The 25,659-nt window shown below is 68.4% G+C and carries 23 protein-coding genes, 1 tRNA gene, 1 pseudogene and 1 riboswitch; of the genes and pseudogenes, 10 read left to right on the plus strand and 15 right to left on the minus strand.

Annotation, left to right across the window (positions count from 1 at the left end; genetic code table 11):
- Positions 1 to 2: 2 nt before the first annotated feature.
- The 3 genes from HHX35_RS16950 (at position 3) to HHX35_RS16960 (ending at position 3,765) form a co-directional block, all read left to right on the plus strand.
- Positions 3 to 1,496: a YifB family Mg chelatase-like AAA ATPase gene (locus HHX35_RS16950; protein WP_182899787.1), complete on the plus strand. Its 1,494-nt coding sequence runs from the start codon at positions 3 to 5 to the stop codon at positions 1,494 to 1,496.
- A 547-nt stretch (positions 1,497 to 2,043) separates the two neighbouring features.
- A complete protein-coding gene (locus HHX35_RS16955; RefSeq protein WP_182899788.1) occupies positions 2,044 to 2,604 on the plus strand; it encodes a hypothetical protein in 561 nt (186 codons plus the stop codon).
- A gap of 135 nt (positions 2,605 to 2,739) precedes the next feature.
- Positions 2,740 to 3,765, plus strand: a complete 1,026-nt coding sequence (locus tag HHX35_RS16960; RefSeq protein ID WP_182899789.1) for a DUF932 domain-containing protein — start codon at positions 2,740 to 2,742, stop codon at positions 3,763 to 3,765.
- Between the two features lie 214 nt (positions 3,766 to 3,979).
- Here HHX35_RS16960 and HHX35_RS45130 read toward each other — a convergent pair whose 3' ends face one another.
- Positions 3,980 to 4,807 (minus strand): DUF6338 family protein, encoded by an 828-nt coding sequence (locus tag HHX35_RS45130; protein ID WP_220505533.1) that lies wholly within the window; start codon positions 4,805 to 4,807, stop codon positions 3,980 to 3,982.
- Positions 4,808 to 4,915: 108 nt separating this feature from the next.
- A complete protein-coding gene (locus HHX35_RS16965) occupies positions 4,916 to 5,095 on the minus strand; it encodes a hypothetical protein (protein WP_182899790.1) in 180 nt (59 codons plus the stop codon).
- Positions 5,096 to 5,154: 59 nt separating this feature from the next.
- A riboswitch (cyclic di-AMP (ydaO/yuaA leader) is annotated at positions 5,155 to 5,320 on the minus strand.
- A gap of 248 nt (positions 5,321 to 5,568) precedes the next feature.
- On the opposite strand from HHX35_RS16965, the gene HHX35_RS16970 reads away from it, so the two are divergent.
- Entirely contained in the window at positions 5,569 to 6,051 is a 483-nt protein-coding gene (locus HHX35_RS16970) for a hypothetical protein (RefSeq protein WP_182899791.1), read from the plus strand.
- A gap of 121 nt (positions 6,052 to 6,172) precedes the next feature.
- On the opposite strand, the gene HHX35_RS16975 is transcribed toward HHX35_RS16970, so the two are convergent.
- Positions 6,173 to 6,790 carry an A24 family peptidase gene (locus HHX35_RS16975; RefSeq protein ID WP_182899792.1) on the minus strand — a complete coding sequence of 206 codons (618 nt, stop codon included), beginning with the start codon at positions 6,788 to 6,790 and terminating at the stop codon, positions 6,173 to 6,175.
- Between the two features lie 252 nt (positions 6,791 to 7,042).
- On the opposite strand from HHX35_RS16975, the gene HHX35_RS42635 reads away from it, so the two are divergent.
- Positions 7,043 to 7,726, plus strand: a complete 684-nt coding sequence (locus HHX35_RS42635; RefSeq protein ID WP_220505534.1) for a hypothetical protein — start codon at positions 7,043 to 7,045, stop codon at positions 7,724 to 7,726.
- A 144-nt stretch (positions 7,727 to 7,870) separates the two neighbouring features.
- On the opposite strand, the gene HHX35_RS16985 is transcribed toward HHX35_RS42635, so the two are convergent.
- The 7 genes from HHX35_RS16985 to HHX35_RS43465 all read right to left on the minus strand — a co-directional run bounded on the left by HHX35_RS16985 (position 7,871) and on the right by HHX35_RS43465 (position 18,058).
- A complete protein-coding gene (locus HHX35_RS16985) occupies positions 7,871 to 9,142 on the minus strand; it encodes a C40 family peptidase (RefSeq protein ID WP_182899793.1) in 1,272 nt (423 codons plus the stop codon).
- Positions 9,139 to 9,969 (minus strand): replication-relaxation family protein, encoded by an 831-nt coding sequence (locus tag HHX35_RS16990; protein WP_182899794.1) that lies wholly within the window; start codon positions 9,967 to 9,969, stop codon positions 9,139 to 9,141. Before HHX35_RS16990 ends, HHX35_RS16985 begins: the two co-directional genes overlap by 4 nt.
- Positions 9,966 to 12,395: a type IV secretory system conjugative DNA transfer family protein gene (locus tag HHX35_RS16995; RefSeq protein ID WP_182899795.1), complete on the minus strand. Its 2,430-nt coding sequence runs from the start codon at positions 12,393 to 12,395 to the stop codon at positions 9,966 to 9,968. The genes HHX35_RS16990 and HHX35_RS16995 overlap by 4 nt, the downstream gene beginning before the upstream one ends.
- Complete coding sequence (locus HHX35_RS17000) at positions 12,395 to 14,164, minus strand: ATP-binding protein (RefSeq protein WP_310739139.1); 1,770 nt, start codon at positions 14,162 to 14,164, stop codon at positions 12,395 to 12,397. The genes HHX35_RS16995 and HHX35_RS17000 overlap by 1 nt, the downstream gene beginning before the upstream one ends.
- Entirely contained in the window at positions 14,161 to 15,096 is a 936-nt protein-coding gene (locus HHX35_RS43460; protein ID WP_182899797.1) for a PrgI family protein, read from the minus strand. The genes HHX35_RS17000 and HHX35_RS43460 overlap by 4 nt, the downstream gene beginning before the upstream one ends.
- Positions 15,093 to 16,580, minus strand: a complete 1,488-nt coding sequence (locus tag HHX35_RS17010) for a conjugal transfer protein TrbL family protein (RefSeq protein ID WP_182899798.1) — start codon at positions 16,578 to 16,580, stop codon at positions 15,093 to 15,095. The genes HHX35_RS43460 and HHX35_RS17010 overlap by 4 nt, the downstream gene beginning before the upstream one ends.
- Positions 16,581 to 16,858: 278 nt before the next feature.
- Entirely contained in the window at positions 16,859 to 18,058 is a 1,200-nt protein-coding gene (locus HHX35_RS43465) for a hypothetical protein (protein ID WP_259405141.1), read from the minus strand.
- A gap of 379 nt (positions 18,059 to 18,437) precedes the next feature.
- On the opposite strand from HHX35_RS43465, the gene HHX35_RS17020 reads away from it, so the two are divergent.
- Together HHX35_RS17020 and HHX35_RS17025 are read left to right on the plus strand one after the other, a co-directional pair.
- The gene (locus tag HHX35_RS17020) at positions 18,438 to 18,860 is read left to right on the plus strand and encodes an XF1762 family protein (protein ID WP_182899799.1); all 423 of its coding nucleotides are present in this window, start codon (positions 18,438 to 18,440) and stop codon (positions 18,858 to 18,860) included.
- A complete protein-coding gene (locus HHX35_RS17025; protein WP_182899800.1) occupies positions 18,857 to 19,858 on the plus strand; it encodes a site-specific DNA-methyltransferase in 1,002 nt (333 codons plus the stop codon). Before HHX35_RS17020 ends, HHX35_RS17025 begins: the two co-directional genes overlap by 4 nt.
- A gap of 354 nt (positions 19,859 to 20,212) precedes the next feature.
- Here the strand turns inward: HHX35_RS17025 and HHX35_RS43470 are convergent, their stop codons facing one another.
- Positions 20,213 to 20,755, minus strand: coding sequence for a hypothetical protein (locus HHX35_RS43470; RefSeq protein ID WP_259405142.1), 543 nt, complete (start codon positions 20,753 to 20,755; stop codon positions 20,213 to 20,215).
- Here HHX35_RS43470 and HHX35_RS45135 point away from each other — a divergent pair.
- A pseudogene (locus HHX35_RS45135) lies at positions 20,693 to 21,064 on the plus strand (recombinase family protein); the annotation flags it as partial. The gene HHX35_RS43470 and the pseudogene HHX35_RS45135 sit on opposite strands and share 63 nt — an antisense overlap.
- Positions 21,065 to 21,163: 99 nt before the next feature.
- Here HHX35_RS45135 and HHX35_RS42640 read toward each other — a convergent pair.
- Positions 21,164 to 21,763: a hypothetical protein gene (locus HHX35_RS42640; RefSeq protein ID WP_220505536.1), complete on the minus strand. Its 600-nt coding sequence runs from the start codon at positions 21,761 to 21,763 to the stop codon at positions 21,164 to 21,166.
- A 122-nt stretch (positions 21,764 to 21,885) separates the two neighbouring features.
- Positions 21,886 to 21,958, minus strand: a tRNA-Arg gene (locus HHX35_RS17035).
- A 160-nt stretch (positions 21,959 to 22,118) separates the two neighbouring features.
- Between HHX35_RS17035 and HHX35_RS17040 the strand changes: the two genes are divergently transcribed.
- Both HHX35_RS17040 and HHX35_RS17045 read left to right on the plus strand, forming a co-directional pair.
- Positions 22,119 to 22,706, plus strand: coding sequence for a hypothetical protein (locus HHX35_RS17040; protein WP_182899801.1), 588 nt, complete (start codon positions 22,119 to 22,121; stop codon positions 22,704 to 22,706).
- A gap of 129 nt (positions 22,707 to 22,835) precedes the next feature.
- Positions 22,836 to 23,972: a D-alanyl-D-alanine carboxypeptidase family protein gene (locus HHX35_RS17045; protein WP_310739140.1), complete on the plus strand. Its 1,137-nt coding sequence runs from the start codon at positions 22,836 to 22,838 to the stop codon at positions 23,970 to 23,972.
- 120 nt (positions 23,973 to 24,092) lie between these two features.
- Here HHX35_RS17045 and HHX35_RS17050 read toward each other — a convergent pair whose 3' ends face one another.
- Together HHX35_RS17050 and HHX35_RS17055 are read right to left on the minus strand one after the other, a co-directional pair.
- The gene (locus HHX35_RS17050; RefSeq protein ID WP_182899802.1) at positions 24,093 to 24,818 is read right to left on the minus strand and encodes an SAF domain-containing protein; all 726 of its coding nucleotides are present in this window, start codon (positions 24,816 to 24,818) and stop codon (positions 24,093 to 24,095) included.
- A 12-nt stretch (positions 24,819 to 24,830) separates the two neighbouring features.
- A complete protein-coding gene (locus HHX35_RS17055) occupies positions 24,831 to 25,637 on the minus strand; it encodes an S-methyl-5'-thioadenosine phosphorylase (protein WP_182899803.1) in 807 nt (268 codons plus the stop codon).
- Positions 25,638 to 25,659: the final 22 nt, after the last annotated feature.

The following is a 25,659-nucleotide window of genomic DNA, read 5'->3' on the forward strand; positions in this document are numbered from 1 at the left end:
GCATGGGCTACGCCTCCACCCGGTCGCTCGCCCTGATCGGCCTGTCCGCCCACATCGTTGACATCGAGGCCGATGCGGCACCAGGGGACTCGGAGTTGCATCTGGTCGGCCTGCCGGAGTTGTCGGTCTGGCCTGCCCGGGCACGGATCCGGGCCGCGATCCTCAACAGCGGAACAGCCTGGCCGGACGCGAGGATCACGGTGAGCGTGACACCGATGATCCCGCCGGTCTACGACGCGGCGGCCGATCTCGCGCTGGCCATAGCGCTGCTGGCCGCCGCCGGTGTCATCCCGCCCGAACGGATCAACGGGCGGGTGTTCCTCGGCGAACTGGCTCTGGACGGCCAGATACGTCCCATCAGAGGCGTCCTGCCAATCGTGGCTGCCGCTGTCCGGGCCGGAATCAGCAGAGTCGTCGTCCCCGCCGAATGCGCGCGGGAGGCGGCGCAGGTGCCCGGCGCCGTGGTGATGCCCGTCACCCGGCTCGCCGACGTGGTCGATCAACTCCGCCACGGGGCCCTCCGCGATCACCACGACCAGCAGTCGGAGCCTGCGCCGTCATCGTCACTCGCCGTCGACCTGGCCGACGTGCCCGGCAACCAGGCTGCCCGCCGCGCCCTCGAGGTCTGCGCGGCGGGCGGGCACCACCTGTTCCTGTCCGGCGACGGCCCGGCCACGATGCTCGCCGAACGCCTTCCCAGCATCCTGCCACCGCTGACGGATGAGGCCGCCCGGGAGGTCGCCGAAATCTACTCGCTGGCCGGACGCTCCCACAGGGCGCCGGGGCTCATGCCTCCGCTGTCCGCGCCGCACCATTCGGAGACTCCCGCGGCGCTCTTCGGCAGTGTGGCGGGCAATCGCCCCGGTGCGATCTCGCTCGCCCATCACGGCGTGCTGCATCTGGCCGACGCGCCGGAGTTCGCCCGCCCGGTCCTCGACGGCCTGTGCCGGCCAATGGACAGCGGACAGATCCACCTCGCAGGCCTGGGCCGGAGTGTCCACTACCCGGCGCGGTTCACCCTGATTCTCGACGCCTGCCCCTGCCCATGCCTCGAACAGCGGGAGTGTGCCTGCACACCGGAGGTCAGGCGCCGCTACCGGGCGCGCCTGGCCCTGCTCCTGTCCCGCGTCGCCGTACGCGCGCCTGTCAAGCAGGAGGACCGCGCGGTCGGGACGGGAGAACCGAGTGCCACGGTGGCCGCGCGGGTGCTCGCAGCGAGAGTGCGGGCGGCTCACCGGCTGGCCGACACACCATGGCGGACTAACGCCGAGATACCCGCGCCAGACCTGCGCACGCGCTTTCCCGTCGCACCGGAGGCCACCGAGCTGCTCCGATCCGCGGTCAACACCGGGCTCCTCACCGCCGACGGAATGCCCCGGCTACTGCGGGTGGCCTGGACACTGGCGGACCTGCGTGGTGTCGACCGCCCGCAGCTCGACGATGCGGCGGGTGCCCTGGAGCTGTGGAAGGGGGCGAACGGCGATGGAGCCAGGTGACCGCGTCCTGGTCCGGCCCTCCTTCCACATCCCGGTGCGGCCGTGGTGGACGGAGTCTTATCAGTCTCCGTTCTACTACCCGGGCAGGGTGACCAAGGTCAACGAGCAGCGCGGACGCGTTCACGTGGAATTGGACGAGTCGCTCTATCCCACACCGTGGCAGGCCCGCGTCCAGGTTTTTCACATCAGTGACATCCACAGGTACGGCTGTCGCTGCCAGGAATGCGCCAAGCCAGGCCGAGACATCTACCGATTCCGCGCTGAGCAAGAACGTTTGCGCAACGAAGAGCAGCCATAAAGCCAACTCCGGACCGGCGGGCGCTGTCCCGTTTCAAAGCGCCCGCCGAATCCGTTACATCCGTACCGTCGCTGCAGACCAGCGCAGGTGACGGTCTCGGTGGGCGGACGTTCGGGCCGTACCGTCGCCCGTATTTAGATGTGAGCTTCGATCGAAGCGATAAAGCTCGGTCGGCAATCTCAAATGCTTCCTGCAGTGCCAGATTGCCCGCTTTCAACTCGTCAATCAATTATTTGAAAGGAGTCCGGGGTGAACGAATGGGAAGTCGAGGAATTGGTGATCGAGGTCGCCGAGCATCTGGAGGGCTACAGCCCTCTGGTGCGGCCGGGCCATCCGGCCTACCTTATGGGACCCGCCAGTGCCCGGCTCGTCGTGCATCCGATCTGGAACCAGCGGGGACGGATCAGGGTGCTCGGTGTCTACCCCGACGGCAGCAGGGGCGCATACCCTGACCTGCGACGGCATGAGATCACGGTGACAGCGGCGCGAGGGGCGAAGTTCGTCGCGAAGAGGATCGAGCGCCGCCTACTGCCCGACTATCGACGGGACCTGATCACCTGCTTCGAGCGCTTGGCGAAGAGGGCGACCGAGAACGGCACACGGGCCGAGATCGTCGAAACCCTGGTGGAACTGCTGCCGGAGGCCTCGCTCACCGAGAAAGAGCGAGAGACCGTCGTCCGGTGGCAACTGGAGGCCGCGTCCGGCTCGTTCACCGTCCACGGCGACAGCACGAGCACGATCGAAATTCGCGTAGCCGACCGTGAACTGACCGAACGCGTGGCCTACGCCGTACAGCAACGCTCCACATGAGCTCGCCCGAACTCCGGCACTCTCGCTGGAGGATGCGGCAGATCCGGTAAGTCTCCTTACCAACATCACGCACGACATCGACGGCACCGGCCACGGCCGGTGCCTTTCTCATTTCCATCGAGGGGGAGAAGGAACATGTCCAGGGAGTCTCTGGAGTGGCTGAACGCCAACACCTTGATCGGCTTCACCGAGAAGCGCGGTACGGCCTGGCACTACCGCGCGAGCATGCAGGCCGAGGAGCCGAACCACTATCCCGGCCCGATCCCTGTGGACGACGTCAAGCGGCGGCTGTTCGGCTGGGAGGCGCTGAGCAGCCCGGTCTACGTGGAAGACCCCCGGGGCGGGCTGGCCCAGGTGCCCGGACGACAGGCCATCGTCCGTAGTGACAACGGCCATGTCATGGGCATCTTCTCCGACGGGTACGAGCCACATCCCTACGTGGAGTGGCTGATCAACACCGTCTCCCGGCTTCTGGACGCCGACCTGTCGATCGGCTCCGCCGGGCTGCTCAAGGGGGGAGCGGTCGCCTGGGTGTCGGTCGAGGTGCCCGAGAACGTCATCACGCCGGAAGGCGTCGAGTTCCGGCCCCACCTGTTCGGGGCGACGTCCTTTGACGGCTCGCTGGCCACAACATTCAAGAGAGCAGTGACCAACATCGTCTGCGACAACACGATGGCCGCCGGCCTTGCCGAGCGCGGGCAGCAGGTCAAAATCAAGCACTCGCGGCACTCGAAGTTCCGGCTCGCCGAGGCCCGCGAAGCGCTGCGCATCGTCTACGCGCTGGCTGACGAGTTCTCGACGGCGGTACGGGAACTGTGCCGAATCGAGGTCACCGAGCGGCAGTGGCAGGCGTTCCTGGACGCCCACGCACCGATGCCCGGCGAGCGAGGCCGCAGCCGCACGATGGCGGAAAACAAGCGAGACATCCTGGCCAAGCTCTGGAACCACGACCTACGAGTAGCCCCCTGGCGTGGCACGGCCTGGGGCGTGCTCCAGGCGGTGAACACCTTCACCCACCACGAGCAGAACGTACGCGGCGCCGAGCGAGCCGAACGCAACATGCTCCGCGCGGTGACCAGCGGCATCGACGAACTCGACCAGGGAACCCTGCTCACCCTGTCCAAGGTGCTTGGCCGGGCGACGGAATTCGTGGCAGGGTGACCTCGAGGCCGATCAATCGCAGAGGTATTCGAGGTATTTACGGCCTTAAGGAAGGCAGGGCGTCGTGTGCGACCGCTATCGTGACTCCTGAACCGGCAACTAGATCTAAGGAGCAAGCGATGACACAACACGACCGCGAGATCAAGATCGTTCAGCCTGGCGATTTGGAGGAGAAGGGGCACGCTTGGTCCACAGACAAGGAGGGGCCGCGTATCTACGATGGGGAGCCAGGGTTCATCCCACCCCCCGCCGGTTCGTCTACCGACACCTCTGTGGAGTTGGACGATTGAAGGGCTGAAGGGCGCGCTGCCGAAGCTCGACGGAGCAGTTTGATGTTCTTCCATCGCTCTTGAGAGCGAACGCGTAGAGAGGGCGGGCGCTTCACCCGATAGTGCCGAACCGTCATGAGAACAATCCGACGGCCTGGAATGGAGACTGCTCCACAGTCGAGCTCTTCTAGCTCTGACTTGTTGTCAGGTCGGAACTGGACCGGCCCGCGAATGATCAAATCGCGGTCCTGTGAATCGTCTGCGAGAGTGTTGAAAGTCTCCAGCTTGCCGGAGACGTAAGAGCCGTCATCGAGATGGCAGCCTACAGAGACCTTCGTTCCGGGTGCCCACTGACGGAAGAGGATCCACCACGCGGAGACGGTGGACTCGTGAGGGTAGGCGCCAAAGAGTCGCCTGACGACGACACTGTTACGTAGTCGGGGCCATGTTGCGGCTCTTGCAAGCGCCACGGCGGCCAGGAGCAGGCCAACTCCCCAGCCAATCAGTTCCTCGTAATGTACAGGCGCGTATGTCTCCGGGTGCTGGATCAACTGCCCGACATTAGGTGTGAGGTCGGGGCGGACAGCCCGCACGACTGCGAACAATCCGAAGACCGCGAGTTCAGATGTGACGCTGGCAGCCGCGATCGCCACAGTCTCGCGAAAAGGGGATGTCCGCCTCTCTGTCCCGACGCGCTCTTTCCCTACCAGGTAGGCGAAGCCTGGCAGCATTAGCACGACAAACAGGATGACGCCGACCAACGTTGTGGGCACCCATACCTCCCTGTAACTGAATGGGTGCGGGTGAGCCTACCAAGCTACATCGGCGACGGTTGGTCCAGGCGCTGCCGCTCGTCCCTCGTGCCGACTGTCTGGATGCCGTCACTGTTGACTGTCACGTCGCCTCTCTGGCAACGCCGAAACGGCGCTTCCTTCGAGGACCGTCTTTGACCATTTGGTGAACTTGTCTATCAGCTCGAGAATGAACGCCCGGCCGTCGCGGGTGAACGGCAAAATGAGCCATACTGGGAAGCTGAGCACCACGATAACCAGCAAGATCACTGCGTAGAGGGCAACCAGGGCGACCCTCTGCAACCGAATCCACAACATCAGCTAAGTCGCAATCCACTTAAGGACGTGCGCTTATCGGGTTAGATTAGCTGACGGATTCGGGCGGGGAAGTCGCCCTACGGCATGCGCCGATTCATCCCTGATCTCGGTAACCGAGATCCGTGTTATCCCCGACTCCGTGCACCCCGTTCGGCACGGATTCAGCAGTGCGGACACCGGGCCAGGTGGCCTTGTTGAGCCGGTGCCTCGCTAACTTGGATGACGCCAGTGTAACTGCCTACGACGGAAGTGTGCCAGGTTTCACCGTTCCACAGATGGAATCGCAGCAACGGGCCGCAAGCGGGGATGCTTGTCCCTCTACCTGCGGGCGATCAGGGCAGAAGGACCTCGCTAGGGGGAGATTATGGGCCGAGGTGCTGGCTGCGACAATCGCGGCGGGGCAGGCTGGCGAAGGTGAGGGCTGTATGAATGAGGAGACGGCGAACCTGCTCTTCGACGTGGTTGAGCGCCTGGAGAAGAGCATCGTCGCTCGTGACTGCCCCGCAGTCGTCGTGCTGGATGGAGAGCGCCGTCTCGTCCTCAGTGACTACGACTACCTGCGCGATCGAGAGACCGCCGTTGCCTTTGAGCGTAGAGCCGCCGCGAAGGCCGGTGAGATCGGCGTGAGGCGCTGGGTCCTCGCGGTGCCGCAGGTGTGGATCTTCGAGCCACCGAGCACCGTGGCCACGCGCGCGGTCTCGAACCATGCACTACGCGAAGGCGAGCAAGAGGCGATCACCTGGATGAGTTTCGACCGTGATGACGGCGTCGACTACGGCCGCGTGGCCTATGTGCGCCGCCCCAGCGGGGATCCGGTCTTCGAAGAGCCGGAGATGTTCGAGGTCGGCGTACGGCCGAGGGAGATCATGCCGGGGTTCACGCTGCTGCGGGAACTCCTCAACGAGTAGCGGGGCCGCCCCCGAAAGGGAACGGCCCCTGACCGGTTTCACTTCCTTCGCCAAAAGAGAAGGTGAGATCGGCCATGTCCAGCCTACGGCCCCAGTGTCGGCGGTGGAGAGCATTCGGCGGTCACGTCGCGAGGACAGCCACAAGGAAGCCGGCGAACATGAACGGTCCATACGGTATGAGGGTGGATGCGGAGCCCTTCCGACTGATCAGCATGGTCACCGCGTATAGCGCCGCCAGTATGAGCCCCGCGCCGATGCCGACGACCCAGGCGTGTACGCCGATGGTCCCGAGGATCCCGCCGACAAGACCGGACGCCTTGACGTCTCCCGGCCCAAGGGCGGCGTTCATCCGACGGAAGCACCAGTAGAGCGAGAAGGCGCCCAGCGCACCGAGGATCAGGCCCACGGCGAGTGTTCCGTCCCTGCTCACCATCCCGCCGACGGCCACGAGCGCCAGGAGGACGACGTACGAGGGCAGCGTCAGCGCGTCCGGCAGTCGTCGCGTCCGCGAATCAATCAGGCTGAGCGCCAGTGCAGCAGCGGCCATATAGAGGTATGCGGGGAGAAGCGGAGCAAGACCGATCCGCCAGCCGAGCAGCCCGAAGACCGTCGCAGTGATGACCTCGGTTGAGTACGGTATGCCCTTTCGCGGAGCGAAGTGGTTGGCGATGCTCCGGGTGACCCGCCCGATAGGGAGGCCGAAGGTGGCAGTTCCCAGGGCAACGCCGATCGTCGACACGATGTCCCCCGCTCAACAGGTGCTCTCGTATGAACCGCAGCGAGAGCAAATAATAGCCGTGAGTGATCGACCATGTTCAAGCTGTTGCGCCTGTGCCGGCCGCGAGGAACTACACGACCTGCCCGCTGAGGGGAGGATCGGAACGACCAGTAGTGAGAGCGGTCAGCTGGTGAAAGGTGAACAGCGGCGGTTGATGAATGGGAGGCTGGGGCGACGTCGTGTCACCGTCCCCCTGACCCGAGAGGGAGCCCGATGTCCCCGACCCGCACCCTGCTGCTGCCCCTCGTGCAGGACGCCCTGGCCGGCCTGTACCAACTGGACACGCTGCTCCTGAGGCTCCGAAACGTTCTGGTCCTGGACCATGAGGAGGGGCCGATCCTGGTTCCGGACGCTGAGGGGGTGCGGATCCCCAGCGCGCCCATCGAGGACGTCTCCGAGGCGTACTGGCGGGTGCTCGACGCACTGCCCGAAGGAACGGAGGAGCTGGTGGACGGGACGGAGGAGTACCCGCCCAACATGCTGCTGTTGCTGAGTTCCGACGGTGGGGCGGTGGTGCATTTGACCGCCATTGAGGTGGCTGAATCGGACCTCGCGCTACTCGCCGCGTTCGCCGACGCACTCGACCGCGCGGCAGGCCCGCGCCCCGGCATGGAGTTCGAAGCCCTGACGGAGGCGCTGGGCGAACTCGGGCGGGAACCCTACTACCAGTGGATGCCCGAGGGGGACAAGCCCACCGTCGCCCGCTGGGTGCGGCGGGCACTGTCGCCGATCCTGCGCTCGCCCTTCGAGGGCCTGCACGGCGCCGCCGACCACGAGACGCTGTCCAAGCTGCTGCGGCACGCCGAGGGCTGTGACAGCGTCATCGTGGACCAAGACGAGGAGGAGGCGGCCGAGCGCGCGATGCTGAGCATGTTGCGCGCTGCGCTGCCGATCTGACGGGTCGCCGGGGCGGGAGCGGCCTTGAAGTCTCCCCACGGATAACACCCTGAATGTCTGCGGCGTCGGTCACGCGAGCTGCGGCTGAGGCGGGGCGGCAAGGGGCTCCTGTCCCGCGAGTCCTTAAGCTTTGTCAGCAGGCTCTTAAGACGGCCGTACGGCTCCGGCGTAGTCGCTTCGCGACATTGGGGCGACCTGCACGTGGCTGCCTGTGTGCGGGGCGTGGACCATCTTTCCCTTGCCGATGTAGAGGCCCACATGGTGGATCGTGTCGGGATTTCGGGGGTTGGTCGCGAAGAAGACCAGGTCTCCTGGTTGGAGCTGGGAGCGGTCGACGTGCTTGCCCGAGTACCACTGGGGGCCGGTGGAAGAGCCGATGCTGACTCCTGCCTTGCTCCATGCGTACTCGGTGAGGCCGCTGCAGTCGAAGCCCTTGGTCCCGGCCCCGCGGCCGGTGCCGAAGCTCGGCCCGCCCGGCCCGCCGCCACCCCAGGAGTAGGGCACGCCGATCATGCGTAGCGCGGCTCCGACAGCGATCGCACCTCGCCCAACGGGGCCCTCGATCAGCGCGTTTCCGTCAGAGGTCGTCTCGTCGGCAGGGTTGTTCGCCCTGAGTTTCAGTTCCTTGCAGAGCTGGCCCGCGACCGTGGTCACGATGTCGTCGGCGCGCTTCCTAATCTCGTTAGGGTCGAATTGCTCGCCTGAGTTCTCGCTGGCCAGGTCCGCCGCGATGTCGGCCACTAGTGCGTCACGCGGTACGCCGAGCCCGGCGGCGGCTTGAATGCTGACCCGCATGTCGTCGGTCGTGGCCGTGTCCACGGCCGCTCGCTTGGGCGATCCGCCCTTCCATAGCAGGGCGACCAGTGCCTTGGCGCGTGGTTCGTGTTTGGCGTAGGCGTCGCGCAGATCCTCGCGGGGGCGCTGGACGAGCGCTGCGGCCTGGGTGAGCGGCATGTGCTCCCAGCCGGGGATCTCGACCAGACGCGTGTAGAAGGAACGAGCCGCGTGGGACGGGTCGGTGACCTGCTGCTTGGTCCCCCAGCCTTGCGACGGTTGCTGCTGGAACAGCCCGTACGACCCCGTGCCGGTCCTTAAATTGGTGAGACTGCTTTCCTGAATCGCGGTACCGAGGGCGATCTCGGCGGCTCGCCTGGGCAGCCCCAGCTTGGCGGCGACGTTCACGATCTGCCGGGCGTTCGCGATCTGCTGGGAGGAGAGCCCGAAGCGGGTAGCGGCCAGCGGCCGTATCGCGTCAGGTGGGGCGGCGTAGGCGCAGATCGCAGTTCGGAGCTTGGCCGTGTCGCGGGCGGTGAAGGCGTACTTGGCTCCGCCGCCGATTCCGGCGATGACGACGACGCCGCATACCAGGCAACCGCCGGCCGCGATGAACTTGCCGACCCCGAGCTCTACGATCAAGGGCGCGCCTCCTGGCCGAAGTGGCGCGCGAGTTCGGCGAGGCGGAGCCGTCCTTCCGTCCGGTTGCCCGGTAGCCATATCGCCTCGTGCGGTTCCTGGCCCTCGATGGCGGTCGCGACGGGTACCGACACGAGAGCGCCTCGGAGGCGTAGCCGGTCATGCAGGTTGGCATCGCGCCGCGAGGTGCTGGTCAGGAACAGTACGGGGGTGTCGATCCCGCTGGCGGCGGCCAGCGAGGCGTACCCGCCGAGTTTCGCGGCGACCCGGTCGAGTGTTTCGGTGCCGGTGTCGTATTCGAGGAAGAAGTCCAGGGTGAGGCCGTTGTCGGTCCAGCGGCCGTAGGCGTCGGGCCGTACGTGCTTGCCCCACATGGCCTTGCACTGGGCCTCGGTCCACCAGGTATCCAGGCGGCAGCCGCCGGTGCGGCGGGCGTGACCGGACAGGGCGGCGAAGACGCCGTTCACGCCGATGGTGTGCGCGAGGCGCTGGCCGTACGCGATGGACAGGGCCTGGCCGCGCCGGTATCCGAACTCCGACAGGGTGACGCCGTCTTCCAGGGCCAGTACGGCGGCGCCGGCCTCTCCCAGGACGTAGTGCCAGGGGGCGGAGCCGAGAGGGGGCCGGGGGCGGAAGCGGTCGAGCGCGCCGAGGCGGTTCAGCTTGACCAGGCGGTGGCGGCCGGTGTGGTCGTTGTCGAACGCAGCCCGGAGGAGCTGGTGGGTGGTCAGGACCTCGTGGGTCCAGACCATGCGGAGCAGACGCCGGTCGTGGCTCGTGAGCCGCATGACGAGCGAGTCGAGGACGCGAGGCGTGTAGTGCTGGTTCATTCGTCTCCTTTTGGTTGGGTGCGGGGGTCTCCCTCCGGAAGGGGGTCACTCGCTGCGGGGTGCCGGCCGTGGGCTCGGGCGGCAGCGAGCCGTACGCGTGCGGCGAGGTCGGAATCGGGCTCGGGCAGCGGCCGGGTGCGCAGGGTGAAGGGCGGGGTCTCCGCGGAGCGCACCACGAGCCGGGCTGCGGCCTGGAAGGCGCCGAGATTGGCGAGGTCGTGCCGGGTCAGGTAGGGGCTGAAGTGGTGCTCGACCTCGCGGGCGTCCTCGGGTGAGAGCGAGAAGTAGACCTTGTTGCGGGCGTCGGAGCTGATGGCCTGGCACAGGTCGCGGGGGAGTTGGGCCAGGTGCTGGTGGGCGAGCACCATCGATAGCCGGTACGCGCGGGCCTCGGCGAGCATGTCCGCCAGCGCGTGCGGGAGGTTCAGGAAGTTCTGCGTCTCGTCCACGTACAAGGCGGAGGGCGAGCGCGCGTGTCCGAGCCGGGCGCGGTGGGAGGCGGCCTGCCAGACCTGGGCCAACAGAAGCGAGCCGAGCAGGCGGGCGGTGTCGTCGCCGAGGACGCCTTTGGGCAGCCGGGCGAGCAGGATCTTGCCGTCCAGGACGTCGCCGACGTCGAAGGTGGACCGGGCCGAGCCGAGGATGTCCCGGACGAACGGGCGAAGCAGGAACGCCCGCAGCTTGTTCATGATGGGCGCGGTGACGTGTGCCTGGGCCTGCTCGGACAGGTGCTCGTACCAGTTCCAGAACCCGAGCAGGAAGGGGTCGTCGAGCCGTTCGATGAGGTCTTTTCGGTAGAGGGGATCGCTGAGCAGGGCCGGGATGTCGGCCAGGGTTCCGCCGTTGCGGGACAGGGTGAGGGCGCAACCGCGCAGGATGTCGTCGCTGCGCGGGCCCCAGGAGTCGGCGTAGATCTTGTGAAAAATGCCGACGATGTTGTCCGCGAGGGTTTCCCGATCTGGGCCGCTCAGCACGTTGAGCGCCGGCCGGGGATGGCGGTCGTCCGGGTCGATCAGAGCCAGGCGCTCGCCCGCTTCTTCGGGAATGAGGCCGAGCAGGTCGGTGACCAGGTCTCCCTTGGCGTCGACGACGGCGACGCCGTGGCCGGCCTCGATGTCGGAGAGGATCATCTGGGCCAGCAGCGTGCTTTTGCCGGTGCCGTTCGGGCCGAGGACGTGCACGTGGTGGAAGGAGTCGGCCACGCGCAGCGCGACCGGCCGCACGTGCCCGGCGTCGCAGAAGCCGAGCACCTTGCCCTTCGCGGCGACCTGCGGCGCGGGCGGCACCGACCTGGCCCCGGCACGGCTCAGACCCGGTACGGCGGCGTCCAAGGGAAGGTGCGCCAGGGCGGCGATTTCGGGCACCGACAGCAGGAACCCGCGCCGGAGCATCCGCGACGCCAGTCGCTCGGCGGGCAAAGCGAGCCGGTGCCGTTCCAACCGGTTGTGTCCGGCGAACAGGGCGAACGACGAGGCGATCGCGTGCGCCCGGCCTCGGATGGCGCTGCGCCGGGCATCGCGGGCCTGCTTGCGGTCGCGCTCGTCCCCCGATGTGGGGTCGTCTGCCTGTACGGCGTAGCGGATCGCGACCTCGTACCGGGGACGCTGAGCCTTGTCGCGGATGGCCCGTGCTTCGGCCGATTCCTCCAGCCGGGCGGCACGATTGGTGGGGTTGAGATGCGCTGGATGGAGCCGGGGGTGCATCGGGCCGGGGGTGACGAAGTCCAGAAAGGCGCGCACCAGCCCGAGCGGTACGGCCAGCCCGCCCCTGGTGGTCGCTCCGGTGGGGCCTCCGCTGATCAGCTGGGCGAGGCGGCGGCCGGTCGCGGAGCGGGCGAGGATCTGCACCGCTGCGTGCTGCCAGGCGGGCATGCCCACGGCGGCTCCGAGCAGGGCGCGGAGCGGGTCGTGGTCATGGGAGTGGCGGATCGGCAGCAGCTCGCTTCGGGCGATCACCAGGTGCCCGCCGGTCGCCTGCCCGGTCAGCGGGACCGGCGGGGCCGCCTCCACGACCGCCGTGCGCGCCGACGGCCAGGCCGACTCGATCGCGTGCTCCACCAGGTGCTGCGGGACGGTGCCCGGAACCCACAGCCGGATCCGTACGCCGCCGACGCCGAAGACGTACTCGAAGGCCAGGTGCGGCTGACCGAACAGGGCGCGCTTCCAGGCCGGGCGAAGCAGCCCCATCAGGTTGGTCCACAGCGCCTCCGACCCCGCCATGTCCGCCACCGGAGGCGCGAGGATCTCCACGCACCGCGCCCCCTTCGTCGCGGCGCGGTGACGCAGCCGTACGACCAGGGCGCTGAGCAGTTCAAGCACGATCGCAGTGGCGGAAACCCCGAAGGTGAGCCACCAGACATGGGTGCTCACCCAGGTCAGGAGCATCTGGATGAAGGCATCGGGGCCATAGGGAAGGTTCTGGAGCATCAGAACTCGTCCTCCTCGTCTGCCATGCGGTCTCCATAGGCGGCCAGCTCGGAGGGTGATGACGTGGCCAGGCGGTGTTCCTGCTCACTGGCCAACACCTGGAAGGCGACTCGGGAGGCGCCCGAGTCGGCGGCCAGGAGTCCGAAACCGCGCTCGGCCGACAGCAGGAGCTGGCGTTCGCCATCGGACAGGCGGAAGGCGTCGGCGACTCGGTCGATCGCCTGGGGTGCCTGGCGGAGCAGGATCTGGGTGGCGGAGTTGGCGATGATCGCCTGCCCGATGTCGGAGCCGAGCAGGTCGGCGGCGTCCTGGGTGACCACCGACAGCCCGGCCCAATGCTTGCGGGCGCTCTTGGCCATCCGCAGCAGGAACTTCGCACCCTCCGGGTCACGCATGAGCAGCCACGCCTCATCGACCACAACGAGACGAGGGCGGCGATTGCCCGGGTCGGAGACGCGCCGCCACACCGCATCCAGGGTCAGCAGCGTGCCGACCGCCTTGAGCTCGTCCGGCAGATCTCGCAAGGAGAACACGATGAGGTGGGAGTCGGGCCGCGTGGTGGTGTGGCCGTCGAAGAGCCGGCGGTGGCTTCCGCTGACGTACGGTGCGAGCCCGGCGGCCAGATCCCTGGCCTTGGGGTCGTCGTCGATGGCCAGCGCGTCGGCGAGGTCACGCATCAGCGGCGGCTGGCGTTTCCAGGTACGCCGGTCGAAGGTGATCCCCGCACTCTTGTAGGCGGCGATGATGGCCCGGTCGAGCGCCGCCTTGCTGGCCTTGTCGAGCGGCTCGCCGAGCATGACCGCGACCAGGGTGTGCAGGAACAGCGAGCGCCGGGTGAGCGCGTCGCCCTCCCGCTGATCCGGAGGCGGCAGGTCGAAGGGGTTGAGCCGGACCTTCGCCGCACCGAGCTGCAGGTACGCGCCGCCAACGGCCGCGCACAGGCGGGCGTATTCGTCTTCGGGGTCGATAACGGCGACCTCAACCCCGGTGTAGAGCGAGCGCAGTGCCTCAAGCTTGGCCAGGTAGGACTTCCCGCCGCCGGAACAGCCCAGGATTGTCGAGTTGTGGTTGGGCTGGGCGAACCGGTCCCAGGCCACGAGAGAGGAGCTGGCCGCGTTCGCGCCGTACAGAACCGTAGTTGGGCCGAGGTCGGCGGTCAGGTCAGGAGAGGTGAAAGGGAAGGCCGCCGCGAGCGCCGGGGTGTCGAAGGTGCGCCGCATCTGCAGGTTGTCGTACGCCATAGGCAGCGCCGACACCCAGCCCTGGAGTTGCCGGAAGGTCACCACACGCGCGTCCAGCAGGAGCGACCCGGCCAGGGCCCGGACCTGGGCGCAGGCGTCCTCCAACTCCTCGGCTGTCGTGGCGTGAACGGTGAGGTAGATCGAGGTGCGGAACAGCTTGGCCTGGCCGCGAGCGATGCGGGAGGCCAGCTCCTGGGCGTCCTCGGCGGCGACCTCCGCGCTGGGGTCGATGAGCCGGCCGTGCTGCTGGTCGCTGCGCAGCCCGGATTCCAGGCGGGCGAGCTGCTTGCGGAGGCGGTCGGAGGCGACCAGGGACGGCACCGGGTCGACGTGGAAGGACACATCCAGCCGCCCGGGGTAGGTGAGCAGGGGTTCCAGCCAGCCGGGTGTGACCTCGCGCGGGTAGCCGGTGACGGCGAGCGTCGCGCAGTGGTTGTCGCCGACCTGCAGTTGCCGGGGCCGGACTTCGACCGCGTCGGGGCCGAATCCATGCCCAAGTCGTGAGTTACGGCGCGAACTGAGTTTCACCAATTTTCTCCCCTCGTGATGACCTGATCCCGGGCCGCCATCTGGGCGGCGGGCAGCGGCGGCGCCGCAGGGTCGAAGCAGGCGGTCAGCAGGCGGGAGGCTGCCGCCTCGTCCAGGAGCCGTACGGTCAGCCCGCATGCGGACAGCAGCCGGGATGCCTCTTCCAGTCGCCGCAGGGCACGGGCCGCCGCGGCCTCCCGCGCCTTACCTGCCGCGGACTCGCGCACGATCAGGAGGACCTGGCGGCGCAGCAGGTCATGCCGCTCGGCGAGGCCGGCGAGGAAGTAGGCGTGCTGGAGCGCGGCAGCCGACAGTGCCGGGTGTGAGAGTTGGCGGGCGTTGTGCTCGAGGGAGGTGATCGTCTCGGCGAGGTCGACCCGTTCGGCGCGTACGAGGATCTGGACTGGGCCCGACAGCGAGTTGAGCCAGCGCCCGAACACCGCGACCAGCGCGTCCTGCTCTTCGGGGGCTCGCAGGGCGAAGCTGACCGTGGACACCTCCGCGATGGCCGCCATGCCGTCCGGGCCGAGGTCGAGTAGCCCGTCCCCAGCCATCCCCTGAACGGGAAGGCGTAGCTGCGCGGGAGCGGGGCCGGGCCTGGCGCCGATCCAGGTGGGAAGCGGTGGCACCTCCTGGGAAGCAGAGACGAGGCGTTTGGGTGCGCGCAGGTGGCGGACGACGGCGAGCAGGTAGCGGTCGAGCGACAAACCGTCGTGCCGGGCGGTCGCGAGCAGGATCCCGGCCACCGCGATCGGCAGCGCCACCGCGGCGCAGACCACGAGCGGCACCCGGTCACCGACGAGCACGTACGCGGCGTAGAGCAGAGCGCCGGTGCCGACGAGGATGACCACCTGGCGGGCGGTGAATCCCGCGACGATCTTGTCTTCCTGGTCCACATCGGCGGGGATGCGAACCGGCTGCACCCAGCTCATCGGCCCTCACCTCCTGTGGGGTTGGGGGGCGGAGTACGGCGATTCGCTGCGTCGTGCGCGCCTCCGGCGACGCCCTGCGAGGGGTAGACGGGAGGCCGGAACATGACCGGCGGGACCGGTGGGCGGGCAGGCCGTGAAGGGCTGTTCTGGGTACGGAGCCGGTACATCTGGGCCAGCCCGGCCGGGCCGTTGGCGTAGTAGGTTTCGCGCGGGTGGCCGTACACCGGCGTCGTCGGGGGAACCGGACCGGACGGCCGCGGCGGCCTCCGGTACTTGCCCTGGACGGCAGGAGCGGACGGAGCGTGCTTGACCGGGGCGGCCTCCCAATCCGCCGGGTTCACCGGGCGGCGGGCGGCCACGGGCGCGTGCTTGGCAGGGCCGGGCCCACCTCGGGCCGCGGAGGCGGCGGTCCCGGTCAGGGCAGTCGCGCCGGTAGCGGCAGCCGTACCAGCAGGACCGGCGGCGAGCGCCGGAAGCGCTCGGCTGGCCATCGTTCTCCCGGCCATGGCGTGGGCGGCGGCCACGTGCCCGGCGACCCGAGGCGTGCTGCTCCGGCGTCCACCCGGGCGGAGGTGCAGGGCGGCCAGGACGGGCGAGGTGAGCTTGTAGGCCAAGGCGTACTTGACCATCCGGCCGATCGTCGAGTGGCCGCCGACCCCGGCGAAGATCCGACGGGAGATCCAGCCAGGAATGCGGATCAAGATGATCAGCAGGCACAGGGCGAGCACCAGGTTGACGAGCTGACCAGTCGGGACGATGCCGAGCAGCAGCCGGCCGTCCTGGTTGAAGAAGATCCGCACCGCCAGGACGAGCGTGAGCGACTGGGTGACCTGGATGAGCAGGAGCCCGGTGAAGGCCCGCCACCAGAACCGGGCCAACCCCTCGGTGTACGGCAGGGCCAGGCAGGCCAGCGCGAGCGGCGAGGCGACCGTCAGCAGCAGCACCAGCGCCGCCCGCATGACGAACGTGATCAGCAACAGCAGCAGCAAGACGACCGCGACCAGGGCGAGCAGGACGTAGAAGATTTGCTGTGAGGCGCCCGGAGCGATGATCAGCGTCTGGAGGGTGGTGGCGGCGCGCTGGCCGTCGAAGTCCTGCCCGAGTAGGGCCTTGGACAGGGCATTGGCGATCTCGATGACTTTGCCGCACGACAGGAAGCTGGTGTTGGCGGCCAGGATGGCGATGAACAGCCGGGGCAGGACCTCCTTGACCGCGTAGCGGGTCTGCATGGTCTGGTGGCCCATGGCGCTGATCGCGCCGATGGTGGCCAGCAGGACGAACCCGGTGTTGGCGATCGCAGCGGTCGCCTTCCACAGGTCGAAGACCCGGCCGCTGCCGGACACGTCCGGGGTGGCCAGCAGCGTCACCGCCAGCAGGTCCAGCAGCGGCTTGATCGCCAGGTACACCAGGCCGGCGAACCAGGAGTTGATCTGACCGGTGATCCAGTCCCCGATGCCGAAGCTGATCCCCGTCCCCTCCGGCACCGGGAGATCACCGGGAGCGGATGGGGACGTCCCAGGAACGGGGGAGGGCAGAGGCGTCGGCGTCGCCTGAGCCGAGGCCGCGGTAACGATCACGACGGCGCATACGCCGACGACCACGCTGGCAGCGGCAATGACACACATTGCCACCCGGGAATGAGTCCCAACCGGTCGTCTTACCGCGCTGTCGGCCGAGGCGGCGTTCCGCGCAGGCGCGGCTGCCGTGTGCGTTCGGTCTCCGTCAGCTACGGCGAGCTGTTCGTGACTCGGGGTCATGCGGTTCACCCCACGATGCGCTTGAGGATGCTCACGAACAGCGGGGCCAGGACGGCCAGCGCGTAGCCGAAGGCGGCGGCCTTCAACGCCGCCTTGGCCTTCTGGACCTCGCCGGGGTCGCCGCCCGCTACCAGGTAGCGGAGCCCGCCGAGGGTCAGCATCAGCGTGGCCAGCGTCGCCAGCAGGCCGATCAGCCAGTTCCGCAGGTTGGTGAAGACCGTGTTCAGGTCCGACGGAGCGGCGATGACCGACGAGGCCAGGGCGCTGGTCGCCGTGGCGGCAACGAACGGCACCGCGCCGGCCAGCATCGGCAGGACGCGCAAACCGATCACTCGTGCCGTCCGCTGCCGCAGCCTGCCGAACGGCAGCACATTCCAGCGGCGAGTGGCCGGGGCGGTGCCGCGAGTGGCAGAAGGCTGGGGACAGGAGGAAATCCGCGCGGAGCCAGGGGTAGTGTCCCTGCCTCCCTTCGGGTCGGTTGCGGTTGCTGCATCCGGAGTTCCCTGGCTCCGCGCGGAAGCCGTTGGTGCTTCCTCATCGGCTGAGGAAGCAGGGGGAGGGGGAGTCGCGGGGGACGGTTGCCGCAGTGGCATGCCGCCCAGCCGGGTCAGGAGGATCAGTTCGGCGTCGTGCTCGCTGAGCACGCCGAGGGCCACCGAGTCGGCCAGCACCAGCTCAGGGCAGGGCAGGGGACGTTGGCGGGGAGGCGACTCCTCCGGTAGTTGCCGCCGCTCGGCCGTCGAGACGATGTGCCGTACGGCGCGCTCTCCCGCGCACCGGGCCGCCTGGCACAGGCGGGCGTGTACGTCCGTGGTGTCCAGGTCTAGGCGGCGCAGGGCACGCAGGTAGCCGCCCAGGATCTCGGAGTCGACGTCGGCCGGGTCCCCGTAGGGAAGGTCCCGGGTGAGCGTCGCGGCGATCGTGCGCAGGGCGGGCATCGCCATGCCGACGGCGGCGACCGTCCACGCTCCCTTACGCACCCGTGCCCGCGTGACCAGCTCCCGCCAGACGGCGTCACGCGTCTCGTCGCTGACATGCCGGCTGGTGAGCAGCATCCGCAGCTCCGCGAGGTTCACTTCGCCTCTGGGGAGTGCGGGGGCGAGCGTGGTGCAGTTCAGGGACAGCGCGCCCGGTCCTGTGGTCAGCAGCCGGAACGAGGTCTCCGCGGTGTCCAGCGGGGAACCGGTGGCGGGATCGGTGCTCATGTCTTGCTCCAGTTCGAGAGGAACCGTTGGTCTCGGAAACTGGTCTACGCACCGCCTCAGAATCTGCTCACAGCTGATTCAGAGTTTCGCCGCAGAGTTTTCGCATAATCCGCAGCCCGGGACCTCTGAGTTGTTCAGAGTCGGCGTCTCCCGGCTCAGATCCGGCTCTGAGGGCTCGCTCTCTGAGGGCTCTCTGAGCCACTGGTTATCCCTGGTCATGCGCCTCGGGCCGCCCGGCGGGCCGAGGGCGCACACATCCGGAGAAACGTGTCCCGACTACACGATGGAGAGCAGGAATGACAAGAAGACAATCGCAAACGAGCGCGAGGGCCTGAACAGCCCGGAGCGTCTGGAGAATCGTCGGCTCATGATTTCGCCGGTGCCGATTCAGACCGCGCGGGCATTCATCACCTGGACCCAGCCCCATCTCGCTTCGCCGTCCGGTGCCGCGTTCGTTCTCGGTGCCCAGAGCGGTGACGGCACGCTCGTTGGTGTCGTGCTCATCGGCTGGCCCACCGCGTGGGCCTTCGACGACGGCGACACCGCCGAGGTCCTCGCCCTGGCCACCGACGGCACATCCGATGCCAGTCGAGCGCTGCTCGGTGCCGTCTGGCCTCTGGTCCGCGAGATGGGTTACCGGCGCCTGATCGCCTACACCCGTATCGAGGAGTCCGGCACCGACCTGTGGGACGCCGGGTTCCGCGTCGTTCCCAGGCCCTTCGGGTGGTGGGACACCGCCGGTCGAGCTGGTGACGTCGCCCGCGTCCTGTGGGCGATCCGGGTCGTCGGGGGACGCCGATGAGCGGGCTACGTGAGCCGTACTGGAGCGACGGGCACGCGGCGCTCTACCACGGGGACGCGCGCGAGGTGCTGGCCGAGATGGACGAGGGCTCGGTGGACTGCATCGTCACCAGCCCCCCGTACTGGGGGCTCCGGCACTACTGCGAGGGCCAGTACGGGCAGGAGGCCACGCCGGAGGCGTACGTGGAGAACCTGCGGGTCACCTTCGCCGAGGCCCGGAGGGTTCTCGCCGACGACGGCACCTGCTGGCTGAACCTCGGGGACTGCTATGCGGCCAACTCCGACGGCTGGGCGCGGGGCAGGGACTACAACCCGCGCCAGCCGGAGGTGCGGCCCAAGGCCCGGCTGGCCGTGCCGCCGAAGAATCTGCTCGGCATGCCGTGGCGGGTCGCCTTCGCTCTGCAGGAGGACGGCTGGATCCTCCGCAACGCCATCGTGTGGAGCAAGCCCAATGCGATGCCGCAGTCCGTCCGCGACCGGATGTCCAACCGGTACGAGCTGATCTTCCTGCTCGTCAAACAGCAGCGGTACTGGTTCGACCTCGACCCGGTCCGTCAGCCCTACACCGGTGACCGTCCCATCAGCAGACGGGCACGCTCTGGGGGCAACAAGGCGAACAGCATCACGACGGCCTGGCCCCCGAGCGGCAAGTACAGGGAGGACTCGGCCGGGCCGCGGCATGGGACGGCGATGCGGCCCACGGGTGCGCGGCATGCCGCCGCGCACCCCGACGGCAGGAACCCCGGGGACGTCTGGTCGATCCCCACCCGGCCACTGCGGGCGGCGCACTTCGCGGCATTCCCGATCGACATCCCGCTCAGGGCCATTGCCGCCGGCTGCCGCCCCGGCGGCACCGTTCTGGACCCGTTCACCGGCAGCGGCACCGCCGGCATCGCCGCCCGGCAACTCGGCCGGAAGTTCGCCGGCATCGAGCTCAACGCGGACTACTGCGAACTCGCTCGAAGCCGCCTCCTCGCCGCCGGAGGCCGGGGTGACTGAAGAGCCACAAAGGGCCTGCTCAGGGCCTCCCGAATCGGCCTCACCGGCGTACCCTGCAGGGCCTGGTCATGGCAGGAAGTGCAGGCCGGGGGTGCAGGTCGAGATCGTCACCGTTGGCGGATGCGAAGGGGACGAACTCGACGCGCGCCAGCACACCGTCATCTGGGAGATCCTTCGATGTCTGTTCGAACGGCAGGACCTGTGAAGTACCCATGGGATGCGCCCGATGCCGAGGCCGCCATCGAAGCCAGCGGGATTCCGCTGGCGGTGGCATGGCTCGGGCGCACCTCCACCGACGATCAGCAAGATCCCACTCTGTCATTGCCGCGTCAGTTGCGTAGCTGCCGGGACGCGCTACCGGACGGGTGCCTTATCGTCGCTCACTTCTATGACGTCGAGTCCGGGCGGATGGATCTTGCCGCCCGGGGTCGTGGGCGAGCGCACGAGGCCTTCGATATTCCGATCGCGCGCGACGGCGGGATTCAGGATCTGCTGGCTGAGGCGAAGCGGCCTGATCGCCGCTTCGCCGCCGTCATCTGCGAGTCCGTTGAGCGGGTCGCCCGGCGTACGTACTTCGGCACGAAGATCGAGTACGAGCTGGAGCAGGCCGGGGTGATGCTGCTCGCGGCCGACGAGCCCTTGCCGCAGCTCGACCGCCCGCGCGGCGGACGCGCACGCAAGCGGGCGACGCCCGTGCTCACACGTCGAGTTAAGCAAGCCGTGGCCGAGTGGTACGTGCTGCAGATGCTGGAGCTGTCGTGGGACGCCTTCTGCGAGCACACCGAGCAGGGCTGGAATGTCGGCAAGCCCTGTTACGGCTATCGCGCCAAGAAGATTCCACATCCGGTCGCGGCCAAGCGCGCCGAAGGCAGGAGCAAGACCAGGCTCGTACCCCACCCGGTTGAGGGCTCAACTGTCACTCACATCTTCACGCTGCGGTCGGTGTACCGGCTCGGGTACGACGCCATTGCCGACAAGCTCAACCTCGAACCCGAAAAGTATCCGCCGCCGATACCTGTGGACCCTCGTCGTGCGCTGGGCCGGTGGAGCGGCTCGGCAGTGCGGGAGATCCTGTGCAATCCGAAATACACGGGCTACATGGTGTGGAATCGTCGGGCCACGAAGAAGGGCGGCAAGAACAATCCGCCGAGCGAGTGGATCTGGTCGCCTCGCCCCACTCACGAACCGTTGGTGACCAAGGAGCTGTTCCAGTCGGTCACCCCCATCGGGAAGGTCCGGCAGGGGTCTCGGACCACGCCCGGGGCCAGCTCACACCCTCAGACTCACAGGAGTTACCCGCTTCGCTCATACGTGTCCTGTGAGATCTGCGATCGCCGGATGTATGGCAAAACCAAGAAGGATGTGCCGTACTACGCGTGCGAGCCGGACATGCGGCACCACAAGGATCGCCGCGAGTGGTATGCGGGCCACCCGAAGAGCCTGTGGATTCGGGAGGACGACCTGTTGGATCTCGTCCACGAGTTCTTCGCCGAGCGCGTTTTCGGCCCACACCGCCTGGCCGCTACAGGCGCCAGGCTGGCAGAGAACATCCCGAGGGACGACACGGCGCTTAAGCGTCTGAAGAAGGAAATCCTCGACCTCGACAAGCGGCAGAACAATGTGCTCGCCCAGATCGAGGACCAGGTGCCGACGGGTGACGACGACATTGACCGCGACTTCCGTGAACGGCTTCAGCGGCGGTACGCAGACCTGGCGCGTGCCCGCAAGGCCAAGGCCGAGGAGCTCAAGGCGCTGACCGAGCAGAAGCCACAGGCCCGCGAGGATCACAGCATTCTCGGCGAACTCCCCACCCTGGCCACGAATCTCGCCGCGGTCCCGGAAGATCTCCAGCGCAAGCTCTTCGATGCCTTCAACCTTGAGCTGCGCTACCGCCCCGCCACCCACGAAGTGCTGATCAGGATCACCGTCAAGGAGGACAACTTGCCCGCGATCAACGCCGCCGCAAAAGAGATCGCCGACCCTCCCGAAGGAGGACCGGCGTCCAGAGAAGTTTCCCTTGTTCTGGGTGCCCCCGGCAGGATTCGAACCTGCGGCACCCGCTTTAGGAGAGCGGTGCTCTATCCCCTGAGCTACGGAGGCGCACGATGTGCACCAGTAAGCCTAGCGAAAGGTTGGGCCCGCTCGCGCCTCCCCTGGGGGTGTCGTTTCGAGGTCGCCGGTCATCAGCGGGCTGACCTGCGGTAAAGGCATGGCAAGTGGTTGTACGCCGACCACGGGAGGGTGGTTACCGTCGCTGGCCGTGACCGTAACGCGACGTGGATCCGCGCGCGGGCTGCGATCGGTGGTGCTCGTCGCGGCGCTGCTCGTGCCGGCGATCCTTGCCTCGGGCATGCTCATGGCCCACTTCGCCGGCTATGGGGAACGGGTGCGGAGCGACTTCTCACGCACTGCGGCCGTACGTGCGACACCGGCGGGGACGGCGGACGAGAAAGGCGCCGGAGCAGCCGGCAGGACCGCGGGAGACAGGGCTCCCGCCGGAACGTCCGGTACGCGGCCGGCCGTGCTGCCGAATCTCGCGGATGGCCAGGAGGCCCGGAGGGCCGACGTGGTTCCGATGGCGGGGACGGCGCGGAAGCCCCTGCTGAACCCGACCCCGGTGCCCGAGCCGTCCGGTCCCGCGCGTCTCTACGAGGGGCTCGTACGGATCCTGCCGATCGCCCAACCCGTCCATGAGGTCGTCCACGGGGACGCACCTAAGGTGAGCCGGCCGGTGGAGAGGCCGGAACCTCGCGAGAAGACGACCTTCACGTGCGCGCCGGAGTGGCGGGACACGTGGCTGTGGGAGCTCTGCCGCGAGCGTGAGGGCCAACCCGAAGGCGGGAGATGAGCTGGAAGCGCGCAAATGCGACGTGACCGGTCGATAGCACTTATGCGAACCGGGGCTCGGGCACAGAGGGCGCTGTAGTAACGTGCGTCCCTGACCCAGGTCACGAGTTCGCAAACGGGGGAGTCGATCGTGCCATCTCCTCGATCAGCCAGGCTGATCGCGGTCGTCACGGTGATGACTTCGCTGGCCGTCTCCGCGCCGTACGGCACGGCCGCGGCGGCCTTGGCCGACACCACGAGCGCGGAGGGCTCCGCGAACGCTCGCACGGAGGCCGCCGGGGGAAGCGCCCGGGCCGGCGTGCTCGACAAGGAGCCCACCACGCTGACCGAGCTGCGGCGAGAGGCCCAGAAGGCGTACAAGTCCATCGAGGACGCGAACAGGGTGCTGGTGGCGCGCCAGAAGAAGTTCGGCGCCGTCGAGAAGGAGCTGGCGACCAAGCTGCAGGGTCTCCAGCAGGCCACGGCGGAGCTCAACAAACTGCGCAAGCCGCTCTCCGACCTCGCCTCGTCGCTGTACCAGGACCCCTCGCTCGACGGACTCAGCCCGTTCTTCAGGGCGGGAAACGGCACGGAGACGCTCAGGAGGATCGCCGACCTCGATCACCTTGTCGCCGGGCGGAACAACGTGCTCGGCGACGCGGTGAAGCTGCTGGAACGGCAGCAGCAGCTCGCGCAGGAGGCGCAGGAGCTCCGGGCGGCCAGTCTCCTGCAGGAGGCGCAGCTGAGCGCGCAGGTCACCGCGCTGCGCAAACGCTCCACCACGCTGGTCCGGTCGCTGACCAAGGCGCTGATCAAGCTCGGCGTGAAGATCGGCGATGGAAGGGCGGGCGGCTGTGACCCGACCAGGATCGGTCAGGCGGAGCAGTACCCGAACGGCCTGCTGCCCAAGAGCATCCTGTGCCCCCTGCCGCAGGCCGGAGAGGAGCTGCGGGCGGACGCGGCGATCGCCTTCGCCGATCTCAACATCGCCTACAAGAAGCGCTTCGGCGCCTCGATGTGCATCTCCGACAGCTATCGCAACCTGGGTGAGCAGCAGTCGATCTACTATCGGCGGCCCGGTTTCGCGGCCACTCCGGGCAAGAGCAACCACGGTCTGGGGCTCGCCGTCGATCTGTGCGGCGGAGTGCAGAGCTTCCGTTCTGTGCAGTTCAACTGGCTGGAGGCCAACAGCAAGCGGTATGGCTGGATCCACCCCGACTGGTCGTATCACAGCCCCTTCGAACCCTGGCACTGGGAGTACGACCCCAAGCTCGGCGCACAGCTCTGACAGGTGCGCTCCGCCGGGTTCACGGAGATGCGCCGGCAGGTCACGCGTGACCAGCGGGCCTGGCGGCAGGCCGGGGCGAGCACCGCCTGATCGGCGTCATCCGCCGCCGGACAAGGCCGATCAGTGAGGGTGAATGGTCACCGAGAGCCTGCCCTGTGCCTGGGCCTGGGCGAGCTGGGCCGCCTGCCCGAGGGTCGTGGCCAGCACGAGCAGCGCGCCGCCGTCCGTACGGCCCGGTGGCCGGGCGATCACCCGCACCTCCTGGGCGACGGTCCGGGCCTGGAACGGGCCGTCCTCGAAGGCCGCCAGGATGTCGATCACGTCTCCCGGCGACAGCAGACGGGCGGCGTCGGGGTCGGCGATCCTGACCGGCGTCGCGACCATCCCCGGCTCCGCGGCCGAAGCCCCCGCTTGCGCGGTCGAAGCCCCTGGCGCCGCTGCCGGACCACCGCCGGCCGACCCGTCGGGCACCTGACCGTCGGAGCCCTCCCCACTCGGCTCATGCCAGCCGGACGCCTGCCCGGCCAGGGACTGGCGGAACAGGCCCGGACCGAGCAGCCGTGCGTCGGTGAGGAGTTCGCCTCGGCGCAACGGACCGGCGAGCACGCGGCCCGAGACCGGGGCGCCGGGCGCGTACGCCCCGGCGGGCACCGTGTCGGGCGGAAGCCGTACGACCACCACGTCGGAGGCGGCCAGCCGGCCTCCGGCGAGGTCGTGGGCGGCGGCGAGGACCTCCACCCCGTCAGGGGAACGGACGGCAAGCAGCACGCAGGCCACCGCCAGACCGGCGAGGACGGCGGCGATCGGACGGCGACGGCGCGCCGTCAGCCGTCTCAGATCACGCATGACCATCTCGTGTCAGGGGAGCTCGATCGGCAGCTTGATCCCGTCGAGGGCGTTGCCGCAGGGGCAGGAGCGCTCTTCCGGAAGGGCCTCGACGACCTGTGCGACCAAAGTGCGCATCCGCTCCACGTTGGCGGCGAAGAATGCCAGGACCTCTTCGTGGGTGACCCCCTCACCGGCCTCCACGCCGGCGTCGTGGTCGGTCACGAGGGCGAGCGTCGTGTAGCAGAGGGCGAGTTCGCGGGCGAGCACGGCCTCGGGGTGCCCGGTCATGCCGATGATCGACCAGCCCGCGTCCGCGAACCACTTCGACTCGGCCCGGGTGGAGAAGCGGGGCCCTTCGACCACGACCAGAGTGCCGCCGTCGACCGTGTCCCAGCCCGTCTCGCGCGCCGTGGCCACGGAGGCCGCCCGGCCGGAGGGGCAGTAGGGGTCGGAGAACGACACGTGAACAGCCCCGCCCGTGTCGTAGTAGGTCTGCTCGCGGCTCTGTGTGCGGTCCACGAGCTGGTCGGGGATCACGAGGGCGCCAGGCCCGATCTCCGGGCGCAGGGACCCGACCGCACTGGGCGCGAGCACCTGACGGACGCCGAGGGACCGCAGGGCCCACATGTTCGCCCGGTAGGGGATGCGGTGGGGAGGAAAGGTGTGGCCGCGGCCGTGCCGTGGGACGAACGCGACGGTCCGCTCGCCGATGCGGCCCACGGTGATCGAGTCACTCGGCGGGCCGTACGGCGTCGTCACGTCGATCTCTTCGGCGTCCTCCAGCAGCGAGTAGAACCCCGAGCCGCCGATGACCCCGATATCTGCGCGATTGACCATGGGCCGACACTAGCGAACGGCG

It is taken from the genome of Microbispora sp. H10830, from assembly GCF_014161375.1.
Taxonomy (GTDB): domain Bacteria; phylum Actinomycetota; class Actinomycetes; order Streptosporangiales; family Streptosporangiaceae; genus Microbispora; species Microbispora catharanthi.

Excerpts from the sequence above, each read along its gene's own strand:
- HHX35_RS16950 (WP_182899787.1), top strand. The coding sequence starts at position 3 with ATGGGCTACGCCTCCACCCGGTCGCTCGCCCTGATCGGCCTGTCCGCC.
- HHX35_RS16960 (WP_182899789.1), top strand. The coding sequence starts at position 2,740 with ATGTCCAGGGAGTCTCTGGAGTGGCTGAACGCCAACACCTTGATCGGC.
- HHX35_RS16970 (WP_182899791.1), top strand. The coding sequence starts at position 5,569 with ATGAATGAGGAGACGGCGAACCTGCTCTTCGACGTGGTTGAGCGCCTG.
- HHX35_RS42635 (WP_220505534.1), top strand. The coding sequence starts at position 7,043 with ATGTCCCCGACCCGCACCCTGCTGCTGCCCCTCGTGCAGGACGCCCTG.
- HHX35_RS16990 (WP_182899794.1), bottom strand. The coding sequence starts at position 9,969 with ATGAACCAGCACTACACGCCTCGCGTCCTCGACTCGCTCGTCATGCGG.
- HHX35_RS16995 (WP_182899795.1), bottom strand. The coding sequence starts at position 12,395 with ATGCTCCAGAACCTTCCCTATGGCCCCGATGCCTTCATCCAGATGCTC.
- HHX35_RS43460 (WP_182899797.1), bottom strand. The coding sequence starts at position 15,096 with ATGAGCTGGGTGCAGCCGGTTCGCATCCCCGCCGATGTGGACCAGGAA.
- HHX35_RS43465 (WP_259405141.1), bottom strand. The coding sequence starts at position 18,058 with ATGAGCACCGATCCCGCCACCGGTTCCCCGCTGGACACCGCGGAGACC.
- HHX35_RS17025 (WP_182899800.1), top strand. The coding sequence starts at position 18,857 with ATGAGCGGGCTACGTGAGCCGTACTGGAGCGACGGGCACGCGGCGCTC.
- HHX35_RS17050 (WP_182899802.1), bottom strand. The coding sequence starts at position 24,818 with ATGCGTGATCTGAGACGGCTGACGGCGCGCCGTCGCCGTCCGATCGCC.
- HHX35_RS17055 (WP_182899803.1), bottom strand. The coding sequence starts at position 25,637 with ATGGTCAATCGCGCAGATATCGGGGTCATCGGCGGCTCGGGGTTCTAC.